Source organism: Saccharopolyspora sp. NFXS83, assembly GCF_026241095.1.
Classification (GTDB): domain Bacteria; phylum Actinomycetota; class Actinomycetes; order Mycobacteriales; family Pseudonocardiaceae; genus Saccharopolyspora_C.
The window spans coordinates 1-20,385 of sequence record NZ_JAPFGB010000019.1; the positions used below are offsets into that span (position 1 = coordinate 1).

At 72.3% G+C, this 20,385-nt stretch carries 23 protein-coding genes; 10 read left to right on the forward strand and 13 right to left on the reverse strand.

Annotated elements, in window-relative coordinates:
• Positions 1-145: 145 nt before the first annotated feature.
• The 4 genes from OOZ19_RS20305 (at position 146) to OOZ19_RS20320 (ending at position 3,721) form a co-directional block, all read left to right on the forward strand.
• A complete protein-coding gene (locus tag OOZ19_RS20305; RefSeq protein WP_266091716.1) occupies positions 146-991 on the forward strand; it encodes an undecaprenyl-diphosphate phosphatase in 846 nt (281 codons plus the stop codon).
• Positions 992-1,137: 146 nt separating this feature from the next.
• Positions 1,138-1,836: an MSMEG_4193 family putative phosphomutase gene (locus tag OOZ19_RS20310; protein ID WP_266091717.1), complete on the forward strand. Its 699-nt coding sequence runs from the start codon at positions 1,138-1,140 to the stop codon at positions 1,834-1,836.
• Positions 1,833-2,276 (forward strand): DUF6314 family protein, encoded by a 444-nt coding sequence (locus tag OOZ19_RS20315; protein WP_266091718.1) that lies wholly within the window; start codon positions 1,833-1,835, stop codon positions 2,274-2,276. The genes OOZ19_RS20310 and OOZ19_RS20315 overlap by 4 nt, the downstream gene beginning before the upstream one ends.
• Before the next feature lie 254 nt (positions 2,277-2,530).
• Positions 2,531-3,721 (forward strand): RtcB family protein, encoded by a 1,191-nt coding sequence (locus tag OOZ19_RS20320; RefSeq protein ID WP_323055163.1) that lies wholly within the window; start codon positions 2,531-2,533, stop codon positions 3,719-3,721.
• Between the two features lie 21 nt (positions 3,722-3,742).
• Here the strand turns inward: OOZ19_RS20320 and OOZ19_RS20325 are convergent, their stop codons facing one another.
• The gene (locus tag OOZ19_RS20325; protein ID WP_266091719.1) at positions 3,743-4,000 is read right to left on the reverse strand and encodes a helix-turn-helix domain-containing protein; all 258 of its coding nucleotides are present in this window, start codon (positions 3,998-4,000) and stop codon (positions 3,743-3,745) included.
• 113 nt (positions 4,001-4,113) lie between these two features.
• Positions 4,114-4,962 carry an alpha/beta fold hydrolase gene (locus OOZ19_RS20330; protein ID WP_266091720.1) on the reverse strand — a complete coding sequence of 283 codons (849 nt, stop codon included), beginning with the start codon at positions 4,960-4,962 and terminating at the stop codon, positions 4,114-4,116.
• Positions 4,963-5,200: 238 nt separating this feature from the next.
• On the opposite strand from OOZ19_RS20330, the gene OOZ19_RS20335 reads away from it, so the two are divergent.
• Complete coding sequence (locus OOZ19_RS20335) at positions 5,201-6,379, forward strand: macrolide family glycosyltransferase (RefSeq protein WP_266091721.1); 1,179 nt, start codon at positions 5,201-5,203, stop codon at positions 6,377-6,379.
• A gap of 73 nt (positions 6,380-6,452) precedes the next feature.
• Here OOZ19_RS20335 and OOZ19_RS20340 read toward each other — a convergent pair whose 3' ends face one another.
• From OOZ19_RS20340 to OOZ19_RS20360, 5 genes are all read right to left on the reverse strand, one after another.
• Positions 6,453-7,028, reverse strand: coding sequence for a 1,2-dihydroxy-3-keto-5-methylthiopentene dioxygenase (locus tag OOZ19_RS20340; RefSeq protein ID WP_266091722.1), 576 nt, complete (start codon positions 7,026-7,028; stop codon positions 6,453-6,455).
• A gap of 13 nt (positions 7,029-7,041) precedes the next feature.
• Positions 7,042-7,680, reverse strand: coding sequence for a methylthioribulose 1-phosphate dehydratase (gene mtnB / locus OOZ19_RS20345; protein WP_266091723.1), 639 nt, complete (start codon positions 7,678-7,680; stop codon positions 7,042-7,044).
• Positions 7,677-8,396: an acireductone synthase gene (gene mtnC, locus OOZ19_RS20350; protein WP_266091724.1), complete on the reverse strand. Its 720-nt coding sequence runs from the start codon at positions 8,394-8,396 to the stop codon at positions 7,677-7,679. The genes mtnB and mtnC overlap by 4 nt, the downstream gene beginning before the upstream one ends.
• Entirely contained in the window at positions 8,393-9,457 is a 1,065-nt protein-coding gene (locus OOZ19_RS20355; RefSeq protein WP_266091725.1) for a s-methyl-5-thioribose-1-phosphate isomerase, read from the reverse strand. The genes mtnC and OOZ19_RS20355 overlap by 4 nt, the downstream gene beginning before the upstream one ends.
• Positions 9,458-9,586: 129 nt before the next feature.
• Positions 9,587-10,375 (reverse strand): putative protein N(5)-glutamine methyltransferase, encoded by a 789-nt coding sequence (locus tag OOZ19_RS20360; protein WP_266091726.1) that lies wholly within the window; start codon positions 10,373-10,375, stop codon positions 9,587-9,589.
• A gap of 191 nt (positions 10,376-10,566) precedes the next feature.
• Between OOZ19_RS20360 and OOZ19_RS20365 the strand changes: the two genes are divergently transcribed.
• Entirely contained in the window at positions 10,567-10,872 is a 306-nt protein-coding gene (locus OOZ19_RS20365) for a hypothetical protein (RefSeq protein WP_266091727.1), read from the forward strand.
• Between the two features lie 685 nt (positions 10,873-11,557).
• Here OOZ19_RS20365 and OOZ19_RS20370 read toward each other — a convergent pair.
• Together OOZ19_RS20370 and OOZ19_RS20375 are read right to left on the reverse strand one after the other, a co-directional pair.
• Complete coding sequence (locus tag OOZ19_RS20370) at positions 11,558-13,348, reverse strand: right-handed parallel beta-helix repeat-containing protein (RefSeq protein ID WP_266091728.1); 1,791 nt, start codon at positions 13,346-13,348, stop codon at positions 11,558-11,560.
• A 219-nt stretch (positions 13,349-13,567) separates the two neighbouring features.
• On the reverse strand, positions 13,568-14,350 hold the full coding sequence (locus OOZ19_RS20375; RefSeq protein WP_266091729.1) for an exonuclease domain-containing protein: 783 nt from the start codon (positions 14,348-14,350) through the stop codon (positions 13,568-13,570).
• A 131-nt stretch (positions 14,351-14,481) separates the two neighbouring features.
• On the opposite strand from OOZ19_RS20375, the gene OOZ19_RS20380 reads away from it, so the two are divergent.
• On the forward strand, positions 14,482-15,921 hold the full coding sequence (locus OOZ19_RS20380) for a carboxylesterase/lipase family protein (RefSeq protein ID WP_266091730.1): 1,440 nt from the start codon (positions 14,482-14,484) through the stop codon (positions 15,919-15,921).
• A gap of 70 nt (positions 15,922-15,991) precedes the next feature.
• Here the strand turns inward: OOZ19_RS20380 and OOZ19_RS20385 are convergent, their stop codons facing one another.
• Positions 15,992-16,726 carry an SDR family oxidoreductase gene (locus OOZ19_RS20385; RefSeq protein ID WP_266091731.1) on the reverse strand — a complete coding sequence of 245 codons (735 nt, stop codon included), beginning with the start codon at positions 16,724-16,726 and terminating at the stop codon, positions 15,992-15,994.
• A complete protein-coding gene (locus tag OOZ19_RS20390) occupies positions 16,723-16,986 on the reverse strand; it encodes an Atu4866 domain-containing protein (protein WP_266091732.1) in 264 nt (87 codons plus the stop codon). The genes OOZ19_RS20385 and OOZ19_RS20390 overlap by 4 nt, the downstream gene beginning before the upstream one ends.
• Positions 16,987-17,115: 129 nt before the next feature.
• Between OOZ19_RS20390 and OOZ19_RS20395 the strand changes: the two genes are divergently transcribed.
• A complete protein-coding gene (locus OOZ19_RS20395; RefSeq protein ID WP_266091733.1) occupies positions 17,116-17,943 on the forward strand; it encodes a helix-turn-helix transcriptional regulator in 828 nt (275 codons plus the stop codon).
• A gap of 10 nt (positions 17,944-17,953) precedes the next feature.
• Here the strand turns inward: OOZ19_RS20395 and OOZ19_RS20400 are convergent, their stop codons facing one another.
• A complete protein-coding gene (locus tag OOZ19_RS20400; RefSeq protein ID WP_266091734.1) occupies positions 17,954-18,268 on the reverse strand; it encodes a GNAT family N-acetyltransferase in 315 nt (104 codons plus the stop codon).
• Between the two features lie 160 nt (positions 18,269-18,428).
• On the opposite strand from OOZ19_RS20400, the gene OOZ19_RS20405 reads away from it, so the two are divergent.
• Together OOZ19_RS20405 and OOZ19_RS20410 are read left to right on the forward strand one after the other, a co-directional pair.
• Positions 18,429-18,971 carry a GNAT family N-acetyltransferase gene (locus OOZ19_RS20405; RefSeq protein WP_266091735.1) on the forward strand — a complete coding sequence of 181 codons (543 nt, stop codon included), beginning with the start codon at positions 18,429-18,431 and terminating at the stop codon, positions 18,969-18,971.
• 97 nt (positions 18,972-19,068) lie between these two features.
• Entirely contained in the window at positions 19,069-19,650 is a 582-nt protein-coding gene (locus OOZ19_RS20410) for an isochorismatase family protein (protein WP_266091736.1), read from the forward strand.
• A 38-nt stretch (positions 19,651-19,688) separates the two neighbouring features.
• Here the strand turns inward: OOZ19_RS20410 and OOZ19_RS20415 are convergent, their stop codons facing one another.
• A complete protein-coding gene (locus OOZ19_RS20415; protein WP_266091737.1) occupies positions 19,689-20,369 on the reverse strand; it encodes a GntR family transcriptional regulator in 681 nt (226 codons plus the stop codon).
• Positions 20,370-20,385 lie beyond the last annotated feature (16 nt).

Here is a 20,385-nt window from a genome sequence, read left to right on the forward strand (position 1 = left end):
GTGGTGGGGGTGTGGTCGTCGCTGGTGGTGGGTGGGGCCGGGGTGGTCACGGGCGGGTGCGGGCGGTGTTGCAAGATTTGCGGTCGAGGGGGAGGCGTTCGCCCCGGGTGCGTGGCCGGTGCGTGCCTGGTTCATCTCTCGAAATGTGCTGGAGTGGGTTCAGTTGTCGTGGTTGCAGGCCATGGTGCTCGCCGTGGTCCAGGGTCTGACCGAGTTCCTGCCGATTTCGTCGTCAGGGCATTTGCGGATCGTCTCGGAGTTGTTCTTCGGTGTGGACGCGGGTGCGTCGTTCACCGCGGTGACGCAGATCGGGACGGAACTGGCCGTGGTGATCTTCTTCGCGAAGGACATCGTGCGGTTGGTCGGGACGTGGTTCCGGGGTCTGGTGAATGCCGAGGTGCGGCGGACGCAGGATTACCGGTTGGCGTGGTTCGTGATCGTGGGCAGCATTCCGATCGCGGTTCTGGGGTTGTTGTTCCAGGACATGATTCGGGGAGCGTTGCGGAGCCTGTGGGTGACCGGGGCGATGTTGATCGTGTTCGGTGTGCTGCTGGGTCTGGCTGAGCGGTTCGGCAGGCAGGTGCGGGCGCAGGACGAGTTGACGATGCGCGATGGTGTGCTGATGGGGTTGGCGCAGTCGTTGGCGTTGATTCCGGGTGTGTCGCGTTCCGGTGGCACTATCACGGCTGGTCTGTCGTTGGGGTTGACGCGTCCGACGGCGGTGCGGTTCTCGTTCTTGTTGGCGATTCCGGCGGTGTTCGCGGCGGGGTTGTCGGAGATTCCGCACGTCTTCGAGGGTGGTCCGGGTCTGCATCCTTCGGGGGTGCAGATGATCGTGGCGACGGTGGTCGCGGGTGTGGTCGGTTTCGCGTGCATCGCGTGGTTGTTGCGGTTCGTGGAGCGCCACAGCGTGTACTTGTTCGTGTGGTATCGGATCGGGCTCGGTCTGCTGGTGTTCGCGTTGTTGGGCTTCGGTGTGATGCAGCCCTGATCGGTGGTTCGTCCGCGCGGCGGCCCGGTGCCTGTTCGGCGCCGGGCCGTTGTGCTTTCCGGGTGGGGCGTGGTGTCGCTTCGGGGGTGCGGGATCGGACCCCGCCGCGCGACTCGGGTGGGGCGTTGTCGTTACCCTCGGCGGTCGTGGCGACTCTCATCTTGCTCAGGCACGCACGGTCGGCGGCGAACGGTTCGGGCGTGCTCGCCGGGCGCAGTCCGGGGGTGGGGCTGGATTCGACGGGGTCGTCGCAGGTGGCCGGGCTGGGGGCGCGGTTGGGCGAGGTCCCGGTGTCGTCGGTGGTGGTGTCGCCGTTGCAGCGGTGCGCGGAGACGGTGCGGGAGTTCGCGGCGTCGCGCGGGCTGGTGCCGGTGGTGGACGAGCGGTTGTCCGAGGTGGATTACGGGGAGTGGACGGGGCGGAAGGTTTCGGAGTTGACGGGGGAGTCGTTGTGGTCGGTGGTGCAGCAGCATCCGTCGGCGGCGGTGTTCCCGGGTGGTGAGGGTTTGGCGCAGGTGCAGGCGCGGGCGGTGGCCGCGGTGCGGGAGCACGATGCGCGGGTGTCGGCGGAGTTCGGGCCGAACGCGGTGTGGTTGGCGTGCTCGCACGGTGATGTGATCAAGTCGGTGTTGGCGGATGCGTTGGGCGTGCATCTGGACGGTTTTCAGCGGATCGTGGTGGATCCGTGTTCGTTGAGCGTGGTGCGGTACACGGAGACGCGGCCGTTCGTGGTGAAGGTGAACGACACGGGTTCGGACGTGTCGGCGTTGTTGCCGCCGAAGGAGGCGGCGTCGTCGGATGCGGTGGTGGGTGGTTCGACGGGGTCGTCGGGGGCGGCGTCGTGACCGAGGGGTTCGCGGTGGCGGACGTGGCGGGGTTCTTCGCCGGTACGTGGGGTGTGGTGCGGGGGATCGTGGACGACTCGGGTGCGCGGTTGGGTGGTTTCGAGGGTGAGGCGGTGTTCGCTGCGGAGCCGGGCGGGTTGTTGGTGTACCGGGAGCGCGGTGAGTTGGTGTTGGGGGCGCATCGGGGTTCTGCGCAGCGCACGTTGCATTACCGGGTGACGGGGCCTGGGCGGGCGTCGGTGTTCTTCGACTACGGGGATTTCTTCCACGATTTGGATCTGCGGTCGGGTCGTTGGCGGGTGGAGCATCCGTGCCGGGCGGATGTGTACCGGGGTGAGTTCGTGGTGTCGGGGCCGGATTCGTGGTGGCAGCAGTGGCGGGTGGCGGGGCCTGCGAAGGCGCACACGTTGACGACGGATTTCGCGCGGGTCGCCGGGTAGTGGTGCGGTGGGGCGGAAATTCGTTTGCTGGTGGGTTTCGCGGGTCGTCATGATCGGTGTGGTCGGGGTCGTGGGAGGTGGTCTGGTGGGCGTGTGGCGGCGGTTGTGGTGCTCGTGGTCCGGGTCGCCTGTGCGCGGGGGCGTGTTCTGACGCTGCTGCTGGTGCGGTGGTGGTGTCCGGGCCGGGTGGCTCGGGCTTTTTTTGCGTCGTGTTCCGGGAGGCGTGGCTTCCTGGTGGTTCTGGGGAGGTCGTCGTGGTCGGTGTGGTGGGGGGCGCTTCGGTGCCGATCCGGATGTGGGCGGATCCGGAGCGGGTGGAGGCCGCGGCGATGGAGCAGTTGCGCAACATCGCGAATCTGCCGTGGGTGCACGGGTTGGCGGTGATGCCGGATGTGCACTTGGGCAAGGGCGCGACGGTGGGCAGCGTGATCGCGATGCGCGATGCGGTGTCGCCGGCGGCGGTGGGGGTGGACATCGGGTGCGGGATGAGCGCGGTGCGCACGTCGTTGCGGGCGGTGGATCTGCCGGATGATCTGGGGCGGTTGCGGCGGCGGATCGAGTCGGCGGTGCCGGTGGGGTTTTCGATGCACGACGAGCCGGTGGACGTGTCGCCGGTGGGTGGTGAGTCCGGTTGGGACGGGTTCTGGGGCCGGTTCGGCGGGTTGCACGAGGGGGTGCGCGGGCGTCGGGGGCGGGCGTTGCGGCAGCTGGGCAGTCTCGGTGGTGGGAACCACTTCATCGAGGTGTGCCTGGAGCGGGGTGGTGCGGATGCGGGGCGGGTGTGGTTGATGCTGCATTCGGGGTCGCGCAACATCGGCAAGGAGTTGGCGCAGCGGCACATGGAGGTGGCGCGGTCGTTGCCGCACAACGCGGATCTGCCTGATCGGGATCTGGCGGTGTTCGTGGCGGGCACGCCGCAGATGGAGTCGTACCGGCGGGATTTGTTCTGGGCGCAGGAGTACGCGCGGCGGAATCGGGCGGTGATGGTGTCGCTGGTGCAGCGGGCGCTGGTGGCGACGGTGCCGGGGACGCGGTTCGGCGAGCCGATTTCGTGCCATCACAACTACGTCGCGGAGGAGTCCTACGACGGGGTGGAGTTGCTGGTGACCCGCAAGGGCGCGATTCGTGCGGGGAGCGGGGATCTGGGGATCATTCCGGGCAGCATGGGCACGGGTTCGTTCATCGTGCGCGGCTTGGGGAATGCGGAGTCGTTCGCGTCGGCGTCGCACGGTGCGGGGCGGGCGATGTCGCGCACGAGGGCGCGCCGGGAGTTCACGGCGGCGGATCTGGTGGCGCAGACCGAGGGTGTGGAGTGCCGCAAGGACGCGGGTGTGGTGGATGAGATTCCGGCGGCGTACAAGGACATCGACGAGGTGATGCGGGCGCAGGCGGATTTGGTGGAGGTCGTCGCCCACCTCAAGCAGGTGGTGTGCGTGAAGGGCTGATCGGGTGGTGGCCGGGCTGTGTCACGCGGTGCGGGCCGCCGGGGTGGTTTCGGTGTGCAGCACGTCGAGGGAGAGGCCGACTTCGGCGGCGACGGCGGCGACGGTGAAGAACGCGGGGGTGGGGATGCGTCCGGTTTCGATCTTGCGGAGGGTTTCGGCGGAGATTCCGGCGCCGGTGGCGACGTCGATGATGCTGCGGTCGCCGCGTGCGGTGCGCAGGAGTCGGCCGAGGTTCTCGCCGCGGGTTCGTTCGTCCGGGCTCAGCGGTACGCGCACCATGCCCGGGATCATACGTCCGGTACAACTATCCCGGTATAGTTATCGGGGTGGTCGTGCGCGGGGCGAGGCCGTTGTGATCGGCTGAGGCCTCGCCCCGCCGGTCTTCGCCGTTCCTACCGCGCGCCGAGGCGTTCGGCGGCGGGGGAGGTGAGGAACCCCAGCAGGTCGGTGTGGAACTCGTCGCGGTGCGCGCCCACGAGCCCGTGCGGGGCACCGGAGTGCACCGTGAGCGTCGCGTCCGGGACCAGCTGCGCCGAGCGCGTCGCGGCGGCGCCGATCGGCACGATCTGGTCGTCGTCGCCGTGCACGATCAACGTCGGCACGTCGAAGCGGCGCAGGTCCTCGGTGAAGTCGGTTTCGGAGAACGCCGCCACGCAGTCCAACGCGGCTTTCAGCCCGGCCTGCATGCTCATCAGCCAGAACGCGTCGCGCAGCCCGTCGGAGACGGCCGACCTCGCGCGGTTCGCGCCGTAGAACGGCGCCGAGAGGTCCCGGTAGAACTGGGAGCGGTCGGTGGCGACCCCGGCGCGGATCTCGTCGAACACCTCGATCGGCTGCCCGTCCGGGTTCGCCGGGGTGCGCAGCATCAGCGGGGGCACCGCGCTCAGCAGCACGGCTTTGGCGACCCGCCCCGTGCCGTGCCTGCCGATGTAGCGGGTGACCTCGCCGCCACCGGTGGAGTGCCCCACCAGGATCGCGTCGCGCAGGTCCAGGGCGTCGAGCAGGGCGGCGAGGTCCTCGGCGTAGGTGTTCATGTCGTTGCCGTCCCAGGTCTGGGCGGAACGGCCGTGGCCCCGGCGGTCGTGGGCGATGCCGCGGAACCCGTGCGAGGCGACGAGCATCAGCTGCTCGTCCCACACGTCGGCGTTCAACGGCCAGCCGTGGCTGAACACCACCGGCGTGCCCGTGCCCCAGTCCTTGTAGAAGATCTCGGTGCCATCGTGGGTGATCAACGTCGGCATCGGTGCGTCCTTCCCCTCGCGGTGTCCGCCGGCCACTCCCAGGTTCCCGGCCGGGGCGGGGCTCGACCGGAGGCTTTCGCCCCCACCTGTGCGGCACCCCGGCGATTGCCGTCCGCGCCGCCGTGAGAACACGCGGTGTGAGGATCACCGCACGGACCCGTGCCACCACGGCCAGGTGGGCGCGGGCAGACTCGACCGGTAGGGGCCGACAAGGCCAGTGCCGATCGCAAGGGGAACCGTGAACAAGCACATCGCCGTGGTCACCGCGCCGGGCCACGGCCACATCAATCCGACGTTGCCGCTGGTCGAGGAGCTGGCGCGGCGTGGGCACCGGGTCAGCTACGCCACCGGTGAGCGCATGCTCGGCACCGTCGAGCAAGCCGGTGCCCGCGGGGTCGAGCTGCCCATGTCGATGCCGACGGTCACCCCCGGCATGGAGATGACCGTCGAGACGATGGCCGGGATGCTCGAATACCTGCACGGCGAATGCCGCACCGCGCTGCCGGTGCTGCTGGAGCACTTCGAGCAGGACCGGCCGGACGTGGTGTGCTTCGACATGCTCACCCCCGTCGGGCGGATGCTCGCGGACAAGCTCGACGTTCCCCTCGTGTCGCTGATGCCGAGCTTCGCCTCGAACGAGGACATGTCGTTGCAGCAGCGGATGATGCCGGAGGGCTTCGACCCGCAGGACCCCGTGCTGGTGAAGGCCGTCGGCCTGTTCCAGGAGATCGCCGAGGACTTCGAGCTGCCCGGCGACCAGTTCCCGATGCGCCCGGTGGAGCGCGCGACCAGCGTCGTGTTCCTGCCGAAGGCCTTCCAGATCGGCGCGGAGACCTTCGACGACCGGTTCCACTTCATCGGCCCCTGCCTGGGAAGCCGTGCCGAGCAGGACTACGCGCCCGCCGACGGGCAGGCTCCGCTGCTGTTCATCTCCCTGGGCACCGCGTTCAACAACCGCCCCGACCTGTACCGCACGTTCCTCGACGCGTTCGGCGACGGCCGCTGGCAGGTCGCGATGTCCATCGGCGGCAGCGTCGAGGTCGCCGAGCTGGGCGAGATCCCCGCGAACTTCGACGTGCGCCCCAGCTTCCCGCAGCCCGGTGTGCTGCGGCGCGCCTCCGCGTTCGTCACCCACAACGGCATGGGCTCCACCACGGAGGCCCTGGCCTACGGGGTGCCGATGGTCGGGGTGCCGCAGATGCTCGAACAGGCCATCAACGCCGATCACGTCACCGCGCTCGGGCTCGGCCGCCGCCTGCGCGACGACGAGCTCACCGCGAGCGGTGTGCGCGCGGCCGTCGACGAGGTCGCCGCCGACGAGCGGATCCGCGCGAACCTCGCCGCGATGCGCGTCGAAGTGGCCGCCGCGGGCGGCGCGGTCGCCGGGGCCGACGCGATCGAAGGCGCCTGCCGCTGAGCACGCGGGTGGCCCCTGGATGTGGCGACGCCCGGCACCGGCGGGCGGTGCGGGGCGCGGCTCCGGTCGCGGATCAGCCGCGGGAGGCGATCAGCTCGTCGAAACCGGGGAAGCGCTCGGCGGTGTCGGTGTTGAGGAACTCGCCGATCCAGCCGTCGTCGTCGTGGAAGAAGCGGATCGACACGAAGTCGGGGCTGGTGCCCATGTCGAACCAGTGCGTGGTGTTCGCGGGCACGCTCAGCAGGTCACCCGCCTCGCACAGCACCGCGTACACCTTGCCCTGCAGGTGCAGGTAGAACACCCCGGCGCCGCGGGCGAAGAACCGGTCCTCGTCGTCGTCGTGGGTGTGCTCGGAGAGGAACTTCTCCCGCGCCGCCTTCGCCTTCGCCGGCCACTGCGGGTCGTCGGACGGGCTCATCGCGATCGCGTCGACCTTGATGTAGCCCTCGCTGTCGATGACCCGGTCCACCTCCGCCCGGTAGGCGTCGAGGACCTGATCGGAGGTCGGGTCGGCGGGCAGGTCCCGCAGCTCCCAGCGTTCGAAGCGCACCCCGAACTCCCTGAGGACGTCGCCGATCTCGGCGGGGTCCTCGGTGCGCACCGTGGCGGTGGCGGGATCGGTGTCGTCCCACACGGTCAGCAGCGTCATGTGGCTCTCCTGTTCAGATGTGTCCGGCCTGGTTCGCGGCGAGGGTGAACGACACCAGCCACTCCAGGCACTCCGCGCGGTGCCGGGCCTGTTCGAGGTCGTCGCCCCACACGTACACGCCGTGGCGGGCGACGATCAACGCCGGTGTCGCCGGGTCGAAGCCGTCCTCGAAGCGGTCGCCCAGCCATGTCATGTCCTGCGAGTTGGCCACGACCGGCACCGTCACCACGTCGTCGTGGGCGCCGCGGCCGAGGCCCTTGAGCATCTCCAGGTCGCGCAGCACCACCCCGCCGGGCCAGCGCTCGGCGGCCAGCACCGGGGCCAGCACGTGCACGTGCACCACCGCGCCCGCCCCTGCCACGCGGGCGATGCGGGCGTGCAACCCGGCCTCCGCCGAGGGGCGTGGCCCCGGGCGTGGCTGGTCGGGCACGGCGGCGCCGTCGGCGTCGACGACCACCACGTCTTCGGCCCGCAGCAGGCCCTTGTCGCGTCCGCTGGTGGTCACCGCCAGCCGCAGCGGGTCCGACCGCAGCGTCACCGACAGGTTGCCGGAGGTGCCCCGCATCCAGCCCAGCCCCGCGAACCGTGCCGACTCCGTGGCCAGCGCCGCACCGGCCCGCTCCAGCTCGGCCGCGGTGACCGTCCCGGTCACGCGGGTACCTCGATGCTGATGTCGTCGAAGGTGGTCACCGTGCGGTGCGCGCCGAAATCGGCGTCGGCGAACGGTTCACCGGGCCGCGCCAGGCCCACGGTGCGCCACCCGGCTTCGGCGGCGGCGTCGAGTTCGGCGGGCACGTCGGAGGCGAACAGCACGTCGCCCGGCGCGGTCTCGAGGACCTCGGTCATCGCCCGGTAGGAGTCCGCCTCACGCTTCGGCCCGGCGTTGACCGTGTCGAAGTGGTGGGTGAACAGGTGGCGCAGGTCCCCGTCGGCGGTGTGCGAGAACGACGCGATCTGCGCGGCCACCGATCCCGAGGAGAACACCGCCAGGCCCGCGCGCTGCTCCCGGAACTGCAGCAGGGCGCCCACCACGTCCGCGAACAGGTCGGTGCGCAGTTCCCGGTCGGCGTAGCCCTGCTGCCAGATCAGGCCCTGCAAGGTCTTCAGGGGCGTGGCCTTGCGGTCGGCGTCCATCCACCCGTGCAGCACCTCGACGATCGCGGCCGTGCCCGCCTCGGCGCCGAGCCCGGCCTCCGCGCGCACGGCTTCGACGGCCGCTCGCACCTGCGGGTCGTGCGGATGCGCGTCGATCCACGGGCCCAGGCGCGGCCGGGCGTAGTCGTAGAGGACGCGGTGGACCTGGCTGGTCGGGGTCACCGTCCCCTCGATGTCGATCACGACCCAGCGGGCCGGTGTCGGTGCGGTCACGAACTCTCCTCCCACTGCTGGGCCGTGGCGTATCCGGCCAGCTCGTCCGGGTCGAACGGGCCGCGGTCGGTGACCACGGTGGTCACGAACCGCGGCGGTGTCACGTCGAACGCCGGGTAGTGCCCGCGCACCCGCTCGCTCGCGGTGCGCCGCCCCAGCGTGTGCAGCACGTCGTCGCCGTCGCGGTACTCGATCGGCACGTCGGCCGCGGTCGGCGCTTTCGGGTCGGGGCCGTGGCACAACGCGTGGAACGGCACCCCGAAGGCGTGCGCGGCCACCGCCAGCTGCAACGTGCCCACCTTGTTGATCACGTGCCCGTCGAGGGTGACCCGGTCGCTGGCGGTGACCAGCGCGTCCACTTCGCCGCCGCTGAACAGCGAGGCGCCCATGCCGTCGGTGACCAGCGTCGTGGGCACCCCCATCTCGGCGAGGGTCTCCGCGGTCAACCGGGCGCCCTGCAGGTAGGGGCGTGTCTCGGTGCAGAAGAACGACAGCCGCTTGCCCGCGCGCAACGCGGCGGCGACCGTCTCGGTCAGGTACAGATCACCCCAGCAGTGGGTCAGGACGCGGCCCTCGTCGGGCAGCAGCGCCGCGGCGGCCACGCCCATCGCCCGGCTGCGGCCCCGGTAGTCGGCGTCCCCGGCGTGCGCCCCGGCCAGTGCGGCGGCGGCCAGCTGCTCGGGGGAGTCCTCGGCGCGGTCCCGCTCGGCCTCGACCGCGTCGAGCACCCAGGACACCGCGATCCGCTGGTGGTCGTTGGTGGGGCGGGTGGCGATGAGCCGTTCGGCGGCCTCGGCCAGCCGCAGCCGCAGCTGCCGGGGTTCGTCGGCGGCGGCCTGGCGCGCGGCCAGCGCCATCCCCCACAGCGCGGCGAAGTACGGCCCGCTGGACTGGGTGACCATGTCCTCGATGGCGCGGGCGACCTCGTCGACGGTGCGCGCGTGCACCCAGGTCCGCTCGAACGGGAACACCCTGCGGTCGAGCAGGTGCACCCCGTCGTCGCAGAGCCGCACGCTGTCGGCCAGCACCGGCGAACCGGCCGGTTCGGTGATCAACACCATCAGTGTCCTTTGTGGATTTTCAGGGACGGGCGACGGACTAGGATACTGAGCCGATCCCGCTGCGGCGCAACGCCTTCCAGATTCCGGGACTCGGACATGCGCATGTGTTCCCGCGATCAGGCGGCGACGTCACCGGGCGGTGCCGATCACCACGGTCGCCGCCACGTCCGGGTCGGTGACGATCCGCGCGTCCAACCCGTGCTCGGTGACCGCCGCGGCCGTCCGCGGCGCCTGCCCGGTGCTCGTCTCGATCAACACCACGCCCCCGGCCGCCAGCAGGCCCGGCGCGGCAGCCGCGACGCGGCGGTGCACGGCCAGCCCGTCGGCGCCACCGTCGAGCGCCACCCGCGGCTCGTGGTCGCGGGCCTCCGGCGGCATCATCGCGATCCGCTCCGTCGGCACGTACGGGGCGTTGACCGCCAGCACGTCGACCCGGCCCCGCACCGACTCCGGCAACGCCGAGCCCAGATCGCCCGCGTGCACCCGATCAACCGGCAGGTTCCGCCGCGCGCACCGCACCGCCGCCGCATCGACGTCGGCCGCGTGCACCACGGCCCCGGGCACTTCCGCGGCCACCACCGCACCCACCGCGCCACTGCCGCAGCACAGGTCGACCACCACCGGCGCCGAACCCGCCGCGCGCGCCGCGATCACCGCGCGCCGCGCCAGGAACTCGGTGCGCCGCCGCGGCACGAACACCCCCGGCTCCACCACGATGCGCAGGCCCCAGAACTCCGCCCAGCCCAGCACCAGCTCCAACGGCAGCCCCGACGCCCGCCGCGCCACCGACTCCTCCAGCTGTTCGGCCGTGGCGGCGGCCCGCAGCAACAGCCGCGCCTCGTCTTCGGCGAACACGCAACCGGCGGCCCGCAACCGGGCCACGACCTGCTCGAACGAGGCGACCTGCGACAACGGCACCGAACCCTTCCCCGCCTCCGCCCGCGGACACCACACGCGAGCAGGCCCGACCTGGGCGGCGACACCGTACCGGATGCGGCCTGCCGCACCCGTCGCCGGACGGCACCCGAACACGGCCACGCCGAGGCGGACCGGCGGCTCCCCGGAACAGGGCCGGACATACGACGACGCGGCGCTTCTTCGGCGGATCCTTGCGCAGCAGATCCGGGCCGATGATGCGGCGCACCACGCGGCGGGCGATGCTGCGCCGCCGCACCGGCTGCTGCGCAGCGGCGGCGGGCCGCGCCTGCGGCGCCACCGGAGCCGGCGCGGCATCCGGGATCGGCACCACCGGCTCGGCCGGAGCAGCGGTCGGGGCCACCGGCGTCAAGTCGGCGACCGTGCCTTGCGGGGATCTCCGCGCCGCCGGTTCGGCGGTCGCGGCACGCGCGGTGGGCGGGTCCGGGTTGAGCCGCTTGGCGAACTCCGGCCGCTCGTCCCGGATCGCCGGGATGTAGGGCTGGGTCACCTCGACTCGATCCGGCCGCGGCACCGCCGGCTCCGAACGCGGCAGGAAGTCCTCCGGCCGTGCCGTGGCGCCTTGCGGGGTAGCGGGCGGGGCCGGCGCCGCATCGACGGGCAATTCTCCGACGAAGCGAGTGGTCACGGGCCCGGAGTCAGGCCGCGAACGGTCCTGCTGCTCGGGCGAGACCGCCGGCTGGAACCAGGGGCGAACTAGATCGTCTTGAACAGTCATCCGTATCGACTCTGCGGGGAGCAAACGGCCAGTACCACCAGTGGGTGACCCACCAGCGGATCAGACCCTACCGGTAACGGACCGGTAAAGCACCACCCGAGTGGGCGCGAAATGTGGGTGAGCCACCGCGCACCGTCACCGCCAGTGCGCGACATCGCGCTCAACTGCGACGATCAGCCCGGCCGCTAGGGCCGAAGGCGGGATGCGTTCCCCGCCACACCCCACCCGCTCGTCGCCGACCGTGAGCACGAACACCGACCTCAGGCCGCGGATCCGGCGAATTCGTGCTCACGGTCAGTGGCGACGCACGGCCCCAGCCTCGCCCCGCAGCCCGTCCGCACAAGCCACCACAACCGCTGCGTGCCCGGCACGGCGAACCGCTCGCACGAGGCGAACCCGCTGGGAAGCGACCACCCGGCCGACCCCGACATCGGCCCGAAGCGAGATCAGCGCGGCGAAGGCCAAGTGCCGCACGGCCACGTGCCGTCCCAGCCGCTGTTGCCCTCGCCGAGGCGAACGTCGAACGCGCCCGCCTCCGGGCAGTTGTACACACCCGCCGCGCCCACCGACTCCGCGACGACGTTGCGCAGCTCCGCCGAACCGACGGTCTCGGCCTGCACGACCACGGTGCCCACTCCGCGCAGCGCCGCCCCGTCAACGGTGACACCGCGGACCTCGTGGCCCTGCCCACCGCCGGAGACGAACTCGAACACCCCGTACGGGCTGTCGGTGGCGGTGGTGTCGCTGATCAGCACCTCGGCGTCGACCGGCGAGTCGAACGCGTCGACGCGCAACGCCCCCATCGGGTGCTGCCAGTTCGGGTTCATCGCACCCGTGCGCACCAGCTCGTTGCCCTCGACGGTGATCGTGTCCTGCAACGGGAAGAACGGATCGCCGAACGCCTGGTTGGAGACGGCGATCCCGCTGCCCAGCGCGTTGGTGTCGGCCACCAGGTTGTCGCGCACCACCAGATCGGTGCCGCCGTAGAGCGCGATGCCGTTGGCCAGGTTCGGCGCCACCACCGTGTTGCCGGTGAACTCGCTGCCGCTGTTGGGCGCGTTCAGCGACCACATCGCCAGCGCGTCGTCACCGGTGTTGCGCAGGAAGTTGCCGCGCACCCGCACCCGGTTCGCCGACCCGTTGAGGTTGAGCCCGTCGGCGGTGGTGTCCAGGATCCGGTTGCCCTCGACCAGCAGGTCGTCGTTGTCGCCGGTCAGCCACAACCCGACCTTCAAGTGCTGCAACCACAACCCGGTGACCTCCGAACCGGCGCCGAGGCTGCCGTTGACGAAGTTGTCCGGCGAATCGTCGACCCGGTCGGTGACCTCACCGATCACCGCGAAGTCCCGCAGCCGGACCCCGCCGACCGCCTCGGTCTGATCGATCAGGTGCGAGCTCAGCAGCACCGACCGCCACGGCCCGGCACCGGTGATCGCGACCTGGTCCACCGCCAGCGGCGTGTCGATGCGGAACCGGCCCTCCGGCACCCACACCTCGCCGCCCGCGGACCTGGCCTGCTCGATCGCGGAGGTGAACGCCTGCGCCGAATCCGCGGCGCCGGTGGGGTCGGCACCGGCGCCGAGCACCGACACCGAGCCCTCCGGCGCGGGCGGGGCGGGCGCGACCTGCTCGAAGTCGGCGACGTCGACCGTGTACGACGACACCGATTCCGGCTCCAGCCGCACCGTGTCCCCAGCGTGCACGTCCCGGCCCAGCAGCAGCCGCGCGTGGTCGAACAGGTGGTGGGTCTCGGATCCGACGATGTCCGGGGTGTCGAGGTAGGAGTACTCGCTGGTGACCTGCAGCGCGTCCTCCACCCGCTGCCCGTTGACCGACACCGCCACCGAACCGCTCGTCCCGTCGGGCACGTTGCCGGACACCGTCACCGCGTTCGCGTCGGCGCCGACGGTGAACTCCACGTACTGACCGGGCCCCTCCAAGGTCACCGCGCGCCGCCCCGAGGCCTCCGAGGCGAGGCTGCCCTGGGTGAGGTCGGGGCCGATCGCGGTGCCGTTGGTGGCGGCGTCCTCGGCCTCCATCGACACGAACGGGGTCTGCGCGCCCGCGCGCGGTGCCGCCGCGGCCGGAGCGGTCGGCGCCGGCCGCGGCGCGGCGGACGGTGCTGGGGCAACGGTGAACGCGACGGCGCCGGCGACGACGATCGTGGCCGCGGCCACCGCGGTGCAGCGGCACCACCACGGACCGCGTGCGGGGGGGAGCAGGTCGGGGTTTCGCACAGCACTTCCTTCACATCGGGCAGGGCGGGGGCCGGGCGGCGAGAAGACCGCTCACCAGCCTGAAAGCGCTCACACGGTAGGACCGGAACGCCCCCGCGCAGCCCCGATGGCAAGATCACGACAGGCCGGGCGGCTCCGCGTGCAGCAGCGGCACCCGCACGGCCCGCCGCCGCACGCCGCAGGTGCCGCCGACCCGCCCGCGATTACCCGGCGGCGCGGTCACGCCGGGACGTGGTGCACGACGTCGGCACCCATCGCCAACGGCCAGTGCTCCGCGCGCGAACGCACGTCCGCCGCCCTCGACCGCAGCCCGTCGGCCTCGGCGTCGTCGGCGGCGCGCCCGGCCTGGCGCTCCAGGAACCCCGCGAAGTCGTGCTGCTGATCGCGGTGCCACCCCGTCTGGTCCTCGTGCAGCAGCCCGAGCGGACGGGTGCCGACCTCGGCGGGATAGGTCTTGGCCAGCCGCCACGCCAACCGCGCGCACGCCAGCGCGTCGGCGGCCGAGTCGTGCGCGGCGTCGAGCCGCACCCGGTAGTGCTCGCACAGCGCACCCAATGTCCGCTTGCCCTTGCGGTAGCGGTCCAGGCGCTTGTCCAGGCAGCGCGGATCCACCACCGGTCCGGTCAACGCCAGCTCGCGGTGGTGGTGGCGCCGCAGTTCGCTGGTGAGCAGGGACAGGTCGAACGGCGCGTTGAACACGCACAGCGGAACCGACGCGTCCCACGCCGCGGTGAGCGCCTCGGTGATCTCGGCGGTCACCTCCGCGGCGTCGCGGCCGTGCTCGCGGGCGTGCTCGGTGCTGATCCCGTGGACCTCGGCGGCTTCCGCGGGGATCTCCACCCCGGGATCGGCCAGCCACGTGCGCACCCGCGGCGCCGCACCTGGCCGGATCGAGATCAAGGTGCCGGTGACGATGCGGTCGGTGTCGGTGTCGGTGCCGGTGGTTTCCAAGTCGAAGGCCAGCAGCGGCCCATCGGCCCAGGACGACGCGGAGTTGGTCATGATCGAACCGTATCGAGATCCACCGACGCGTCCACCCGCCGCGCCAGGCGGCGAACGATCGGCGCGGCCCGGTGCCCGGCCGTGGCTAGAGTCGATCGCGCAACTCGCGCACCGCGAAGGAGATCCACATCGTGACCGACCCGCTCGCCACCACCACGTCCGGACGGGTCCGCGGGCACCACCGCGGCGGGGTCGCGCGGTTCCACGCCGTGCCCTACGCCGCCGCGCCCGTCGGGGAACTGCGCTTCGCCGCGCCGCGCCCGGCACCGGCCTGGGACGGGGTGCGCGACGCCGCGCGGCCGGGCCCGATCGCACCGCAAGCGGTCGGCGCCGACCTCCCCGAGCTCGACACCGCCGTGCTGCGCGGACCGGCCTGGGACGGCGGGCACGACTACCTGACCGTCGACGTCAGCACCCCCGATCCCGGCGCCGGTGGGCTGCCGGTGCTGGTGTTCGTGCACGGCGGCGCGTTCGTCGGCGGCACCGGGTCGGCGGCCCTCTACGACGGCACCGCGTTCGCGCGTTCGGGGGTGGTGCTGGTGACCGTCAACTACCGGCTCGGCGCGGAAGGGTTCGCGCCGATCGGGGCGACCAACGTGGGCCTGCGCGACCAGCTCGCCGCGCTGCGCTGGGTGCGGGAGAACGCCGCCGCGTTCGGCGGCGACCCCGGCAACGTCACCGTCTTCGGCCAGTCCTCCGGGGCGATGAGCATCGCCGACCTGCTCGGGTCCCCGCTGCTGGCGGGTTCGGTGGACCGGGCGATCGTGCAGAGCGGGCACACCGGCATGACCCGCGGCCCCGCGGCGGGCAGGCTGCTGACCGACGCGCTCGCGCAACGACTGTCGATCCCCGCCACCGCCGAGGCGTTCCGCGGCGTCGAACCGGAACGGCTGCTGGCCGCCCAGACCGCGCTGTCGGCACCCGGTCAAGGCCCGGACCTGCGCGATGAGCACGGCCACGACCCGAGCTTCGGGCTCAGCGCTTTCCTGCCCGTGCACGGCGACGACGTGCTGCCGGTACCGCCGGGTGAGGCGATCGCCGCGGGCGGCGCCACCGGAGTGGACCTGCTGGTGAGCACCTGCCGCGACGAGATGTCGCTGTACCTGGCTCCGACGGGCGCCACCGACGCCCTCACCGACGAGCAGGCCGTGGCCGCGCTCGCCGCGTCCCACCCGGACCCGGCCGAGGCTCTCAAGCCCTACGGGCTGGGGCAGCGGCCCGCGGGGACCGTGCTCACCGAGGCGCTGACGGACCTGGTGTTCCGGCTTCCCGCCCGCGATTTCGCCGCGCGCCACCGCGACGCGGGCGGGCACACCCACGTCGCCGAGTTCACCTGGCCCTCGCCCCGCTTCGACGGGCGGCTCGGCGCGTGCCACGGTCTGGAGCTGCCGTTCGTGTTCCACAACCTCGACGTCGCCACCGGCCCGCGGGGCCTGCTCGGCGAAGCGCCCGACGTGGAGCTCGCCGACGCGCTGCACCGGGCGTGGGTGTCGTTCGCGGCCACCGGCGACCCCGGCTGGCCCGATCACCACGACGACCACGTGTTCATCGCCGGACCCGAGACCGCCTGAGCGGACGCCGAGACGGTGGCCTCCTGGTGCCGGACGCCGCTCGGTCGGGCACCAGGGCAGCGCTGCGCCGCTACTGGGCGCTGGCCGCGGGGCGCACCACGATCTCGTTGACGTCGACCTCGGCTGGCCGGGTGATGGCGAACGCGATGGCGTCCGCGATCGCCTCCGCCGGTAGGGCCACCGACCGGTAGGCCTTCATGGCCTCGCGGGCGCGCGGATCGGAGAGGGAGTCGGCGAGTTCGGATTCGGTGACGCCGGGGGAGACGACGGTGACCTTGATGTCACCGGGCGATTCCTGGCGCAGCCCCTCGGAAACGGCGCGCACGGCGAACTTCGTGGCGCTGTAGACCGCGGAGGTCGGCACCACTTCGTAGGCGCCGACCGACGCGACGTTCACGAACTGCCCGCCGCCCTGCTCGCGCATGATCGGCAGCGCGGCGGCGATGCCGTGGAGCACGCCGCGCACGTTGACGTCGATCATCCGATCCCACTCGTCGAACTTGAGCTCGTGCAACGGCGACAGCGGCATCACTCCCGCGTTGTTGACCACCACGTCCACCCGCCCGTAGTGGTCCCGCGCCGCGGACATGAAGGCCCGCACCTCGGCGGCGTCGGTGACGTCGAGCCGCTGGAACGCCGCCGTGCCGCCGGCGGCGGTGATCTCCCCGCTCAGCGCGTCGAGGCGGTCGGTGCGCCGCGCTCCGAGGAACACGTGGTGCCCGTCGGCGGCGAGGCGCCGTGCGGTGGCCTCGCCGATGCCGCTGCTCGCCCCGGTGACCGCGACGACTTTCGGTGCGCCCGTCATGCCCGCTCCTCCCGGTGGAGCACGAGGTGCTCATGGTGGAGCACGCCGTCGCGGACGTCTCCCGTGGCGGTGAAACCGGTGTCGTCGACGTAGTCGAGGTGGTCACCGGTCACGGTGTAGCGGCCGGTGTAGGCGCTGCGCCGCGCACCGCGCGCTTCGTCGTAGCGCCCGTCGGCGCGCAATTCCTGCCGGATGTGGCCGTCGGCGGTGACCCAGGTGCCCACCACGTCGGCGTCCGGCCGGTCTGTCGCTGTGCTCATCGTTCATCCTCGCTCGCTGTGGTGCTTCGAGTTCGAGCTTCGGCGACCGGCGCCGCTCCCGGCAGGACCCGCCGTGGCGGGGTGCGCCGCACCCACCCGGTGGCCGCGGCATCGCCCTAGGCTGAGGGCATGAGCAGTGGTGAGCTGGGCGCGTTCCTGCGCGCCCGCCGCGCGCAGCGGTCTCCCGACGACGCGGGCGTCGTCTACTCGGGGCGGCGCAAGGTCACCGGCCTGCGGCGCGAAGAGGTCGCGGTGCTCGCCGGGGTCAACGCCGACTACTACACGCGGCTGGAGCAGGGCCGCGAAACCCACCCGTCCGCCCAAGTCCTCGACGCGCTGTGCCGAGCGCTCGACCTCGACGCCGACTCCCGCGACCACCTGCACCGGCTCGCCGGCACCGCCCCGGCGGGAACTCCCGACCCGGCACCGGCGATCGTCGGTCCGCAGCTGCGGCAACTCATGGACGGCTCCCCGCACACCCCGGCGCTCGTGCTCGACCGGACCCTGGGCGTGCTGGCCACCAACGCGCTCGCCGACGCCCTGTTCGCCCCGTTCGCCCGCGTCGACAACCTCGCGCGCATGACCTTCCTCGACCCCGCCGCACGCCACTTCTACGCGCGGTGGGACTGGACGGCGCAGGCCGTCGTGGCCAACCTGCGGATCGCGGAAGGCTACGCGGACCCGGCGCTACCGGGGCTGGTCGCCGAACTCAGCGCCGCCAGCGAACGGTTCCGCACCCTGTGGCAGTCCCACTCGGTGCGCGGCAAGACCGGCGACCCCAAGCACCTGCACCACCCCGACGTCGGCCCGCTCACGCTCACCTACCAGGCGTTCGACGTGCGCAGCGCCCCAGGCCAGCAGCTGATCCTGTACCACGCGGAACCCGGCACCCCCAGCGCGCACGCGTTGGCGCTGCTCACCAGCCTCCACGCACCCATCCGCGCGCCGCACCGGTGACGGCGCGGGGTCACGACACCGGCGGGACGAGCCGGTCGTCGACGAGGTCCTGGTACTGCGGGTGCTTGCCGATGTAGGCGGCGGTGTACTCGCACAGCGGAGTGACCAGCGCCCCCTCGTCGCGCACCACGTCGAGCGCCCCGGCGGTGAGCCGCCCCGCCAACCCCCGGCCCTGGTGGGCGTCGTCGATCTCGGTGTGGGTGATCACCACCCGCCCCGGAGTTCGCCGGTACTCGGCGAACCCGGCGAGAACGCCGTCGACGGTGATCTCGAAGCGGCTGCGGTCGGACCGGTCGGTGACCCGCACTGCGGACTGATCGCTCATACCGCCCTTCTACCAGCACCCCACCCGCACTGGAAGATCCTCACCGCCGCACCCGGCTCCTGCTTGCGGTGAGGACCTGAGAGATCTCCCCGAGCGCTCCGTCGCCGCGAGGGGGTGGCAGAGCGATCTCGGTCCGCGCGCCTGCGGCTACGATCCGCTCGTGTCCGGAGCAGCCGCGTGGCCCGTCGCCTCGCCGATCTCGACGGCGCGACTCCGGCTCGAACCGTTGCGGGTGGGGCACGCGCCCGAAACCGCTCCCGTTTTCGGCGACGTGCGGCTGCACGAGTGGACCGGTGGCACGCCCTGCACGCCTGCTGAGCTGGAAGCCCGGTACCTGCGGCAAGCGGGCGGATCGTCTCCGGACGGCACGCGGGGCTGGTTGAACTGGATCCTGCGGAGACGATCGGACGGGCGGCTCACCGGAACCGTCCAGGCGACCCTGCCCCGGCCGCACCGACGGCTCAGCGCGCAGCTCGCCTGGGTCGTCGGCCACGATCACCAGGGCAACGGCTACGGCCGTGAGGGTGCGCGGGCGATGGTGGAGTGGCTGCGCGCGCACGGCCCCGCCGAGCTGACCGCGCACGTTCATCCGCGGCACGAAGCGTCGAACGCCATCGCGCGGGCGGTGGGGTTGAACGCGACGAATACGGTCTCGGGTGGCGAGGTCCGCTGGCGGTCCCAGCCAGCGTCCCGTCGCCGATGAACCACCGGCACCTCGGCCTCGACCGCGCGCCGCACCGAGCGCTGCGGAGCGCGGCCGGTGGTGCGGCAGCAGAAGATCACACCCTTGGAGGCACTCCATGCCCGTGAGCACGATCGATCCGCGCGCCGCGCTGGTGCTCGTCGACCTGCAGAACGGCATCACCGGCGCACCCGGCGCGCCCCGGCCCACCGCCGACGTCGTGGCGGGCTGCGCGGAACTGGCCGAGGCGTTCCGCGGCCACGATCTCCCGGTCGTGCTCGTGCGGGTCAGCTTCGCCGCCGACGGTGCCGACGCCGCGCCGGGACGCACCGACGCCCCCGGTCGGTCCGGGCCGCGGCCCGAAGGGTGGGACGTCATCGTCGACGAACTCGCCGGGCATCCCGAGGACGTCGTCGTGACCAAGCGCAACTGGGGCGCGTTCCACGGCACCGACCTCGACGTGCAGCTGCGGCGGCGGGGCATCACCCAGGTCGTGCTCGGCGGCATCGCCACCAGCCTCGGCGTGGAATCCACTGCTCGCGCCGCGCACGAGCACGGCTACCACGTCACCCTCGCCACCGACGCGATGACCGACCTCGACGCCGACGCCCACCGCAACAGCGTCGAGCGGATCTTCCCGCGCCTCGGCGAGAGCGGCACCGCCGCGGAGATCATCGACGTGCTCGCCGACACCCGCTGACCGGACGCCACCGGAGTGCGCCGGGCAGGGGAGGGAGATCACTGCTGCGCGAGGGCGGCGATGAGGCTGCGGCCCGCGTCGCGCACGTGGTCCTCGGCGGCCTGCTCCAACGACTCGTGCCCGGCGCGCAGCAACCGCACCAGCTCGCGGTGCTCGGCGACGACGATCTCGCGGTACTGCTCGTCGCCGAGCCGCACGCGGGCAAGCTGGAACAGGTAGATCTGCGACCGGATCGCCTGCCACGCCTCCAGCAACCGCCGGTTGCCCGCCAAGCGGTAGATCCGGTCGTGGAAGTCGATGTCCAGCGCCAGCAGCCGCCCCGCTTCGCCGCCCGCGGCCAGCTCGGCGGCGATGGCGTCGACCCGAGCGTCGAGTTCGGCGCAGTCGTCGGCGGTGGCGTTGGCCGCCGCCGAGCGCGCCGCGAGCCGTTCCAGCGCGGCCCGCAACGCGTACACCTCCTCGGCGTCGGCCGCGGTGACCTCGATGACCTTGGTGCCGCGATGCCAGCCGCTGCGCACCAGCCCCTCCCGGGCCAGCACCGCGAGCCCTTCGCGCACCGCGCCCCGGCTGATGTCCAGCGACGACGCCAACTCCACCTCGCGCAACGGATCGCCCGGCGCGACCACCCCGGCGAAGATCGCCTCCCGGACCCGGTCGGCGGCCTCATCGGCCAGGCCGCGGCGCTGCGCGGTGCGGATCGAACCCAACGACGACTCCATGTTCGAATGTTGACAT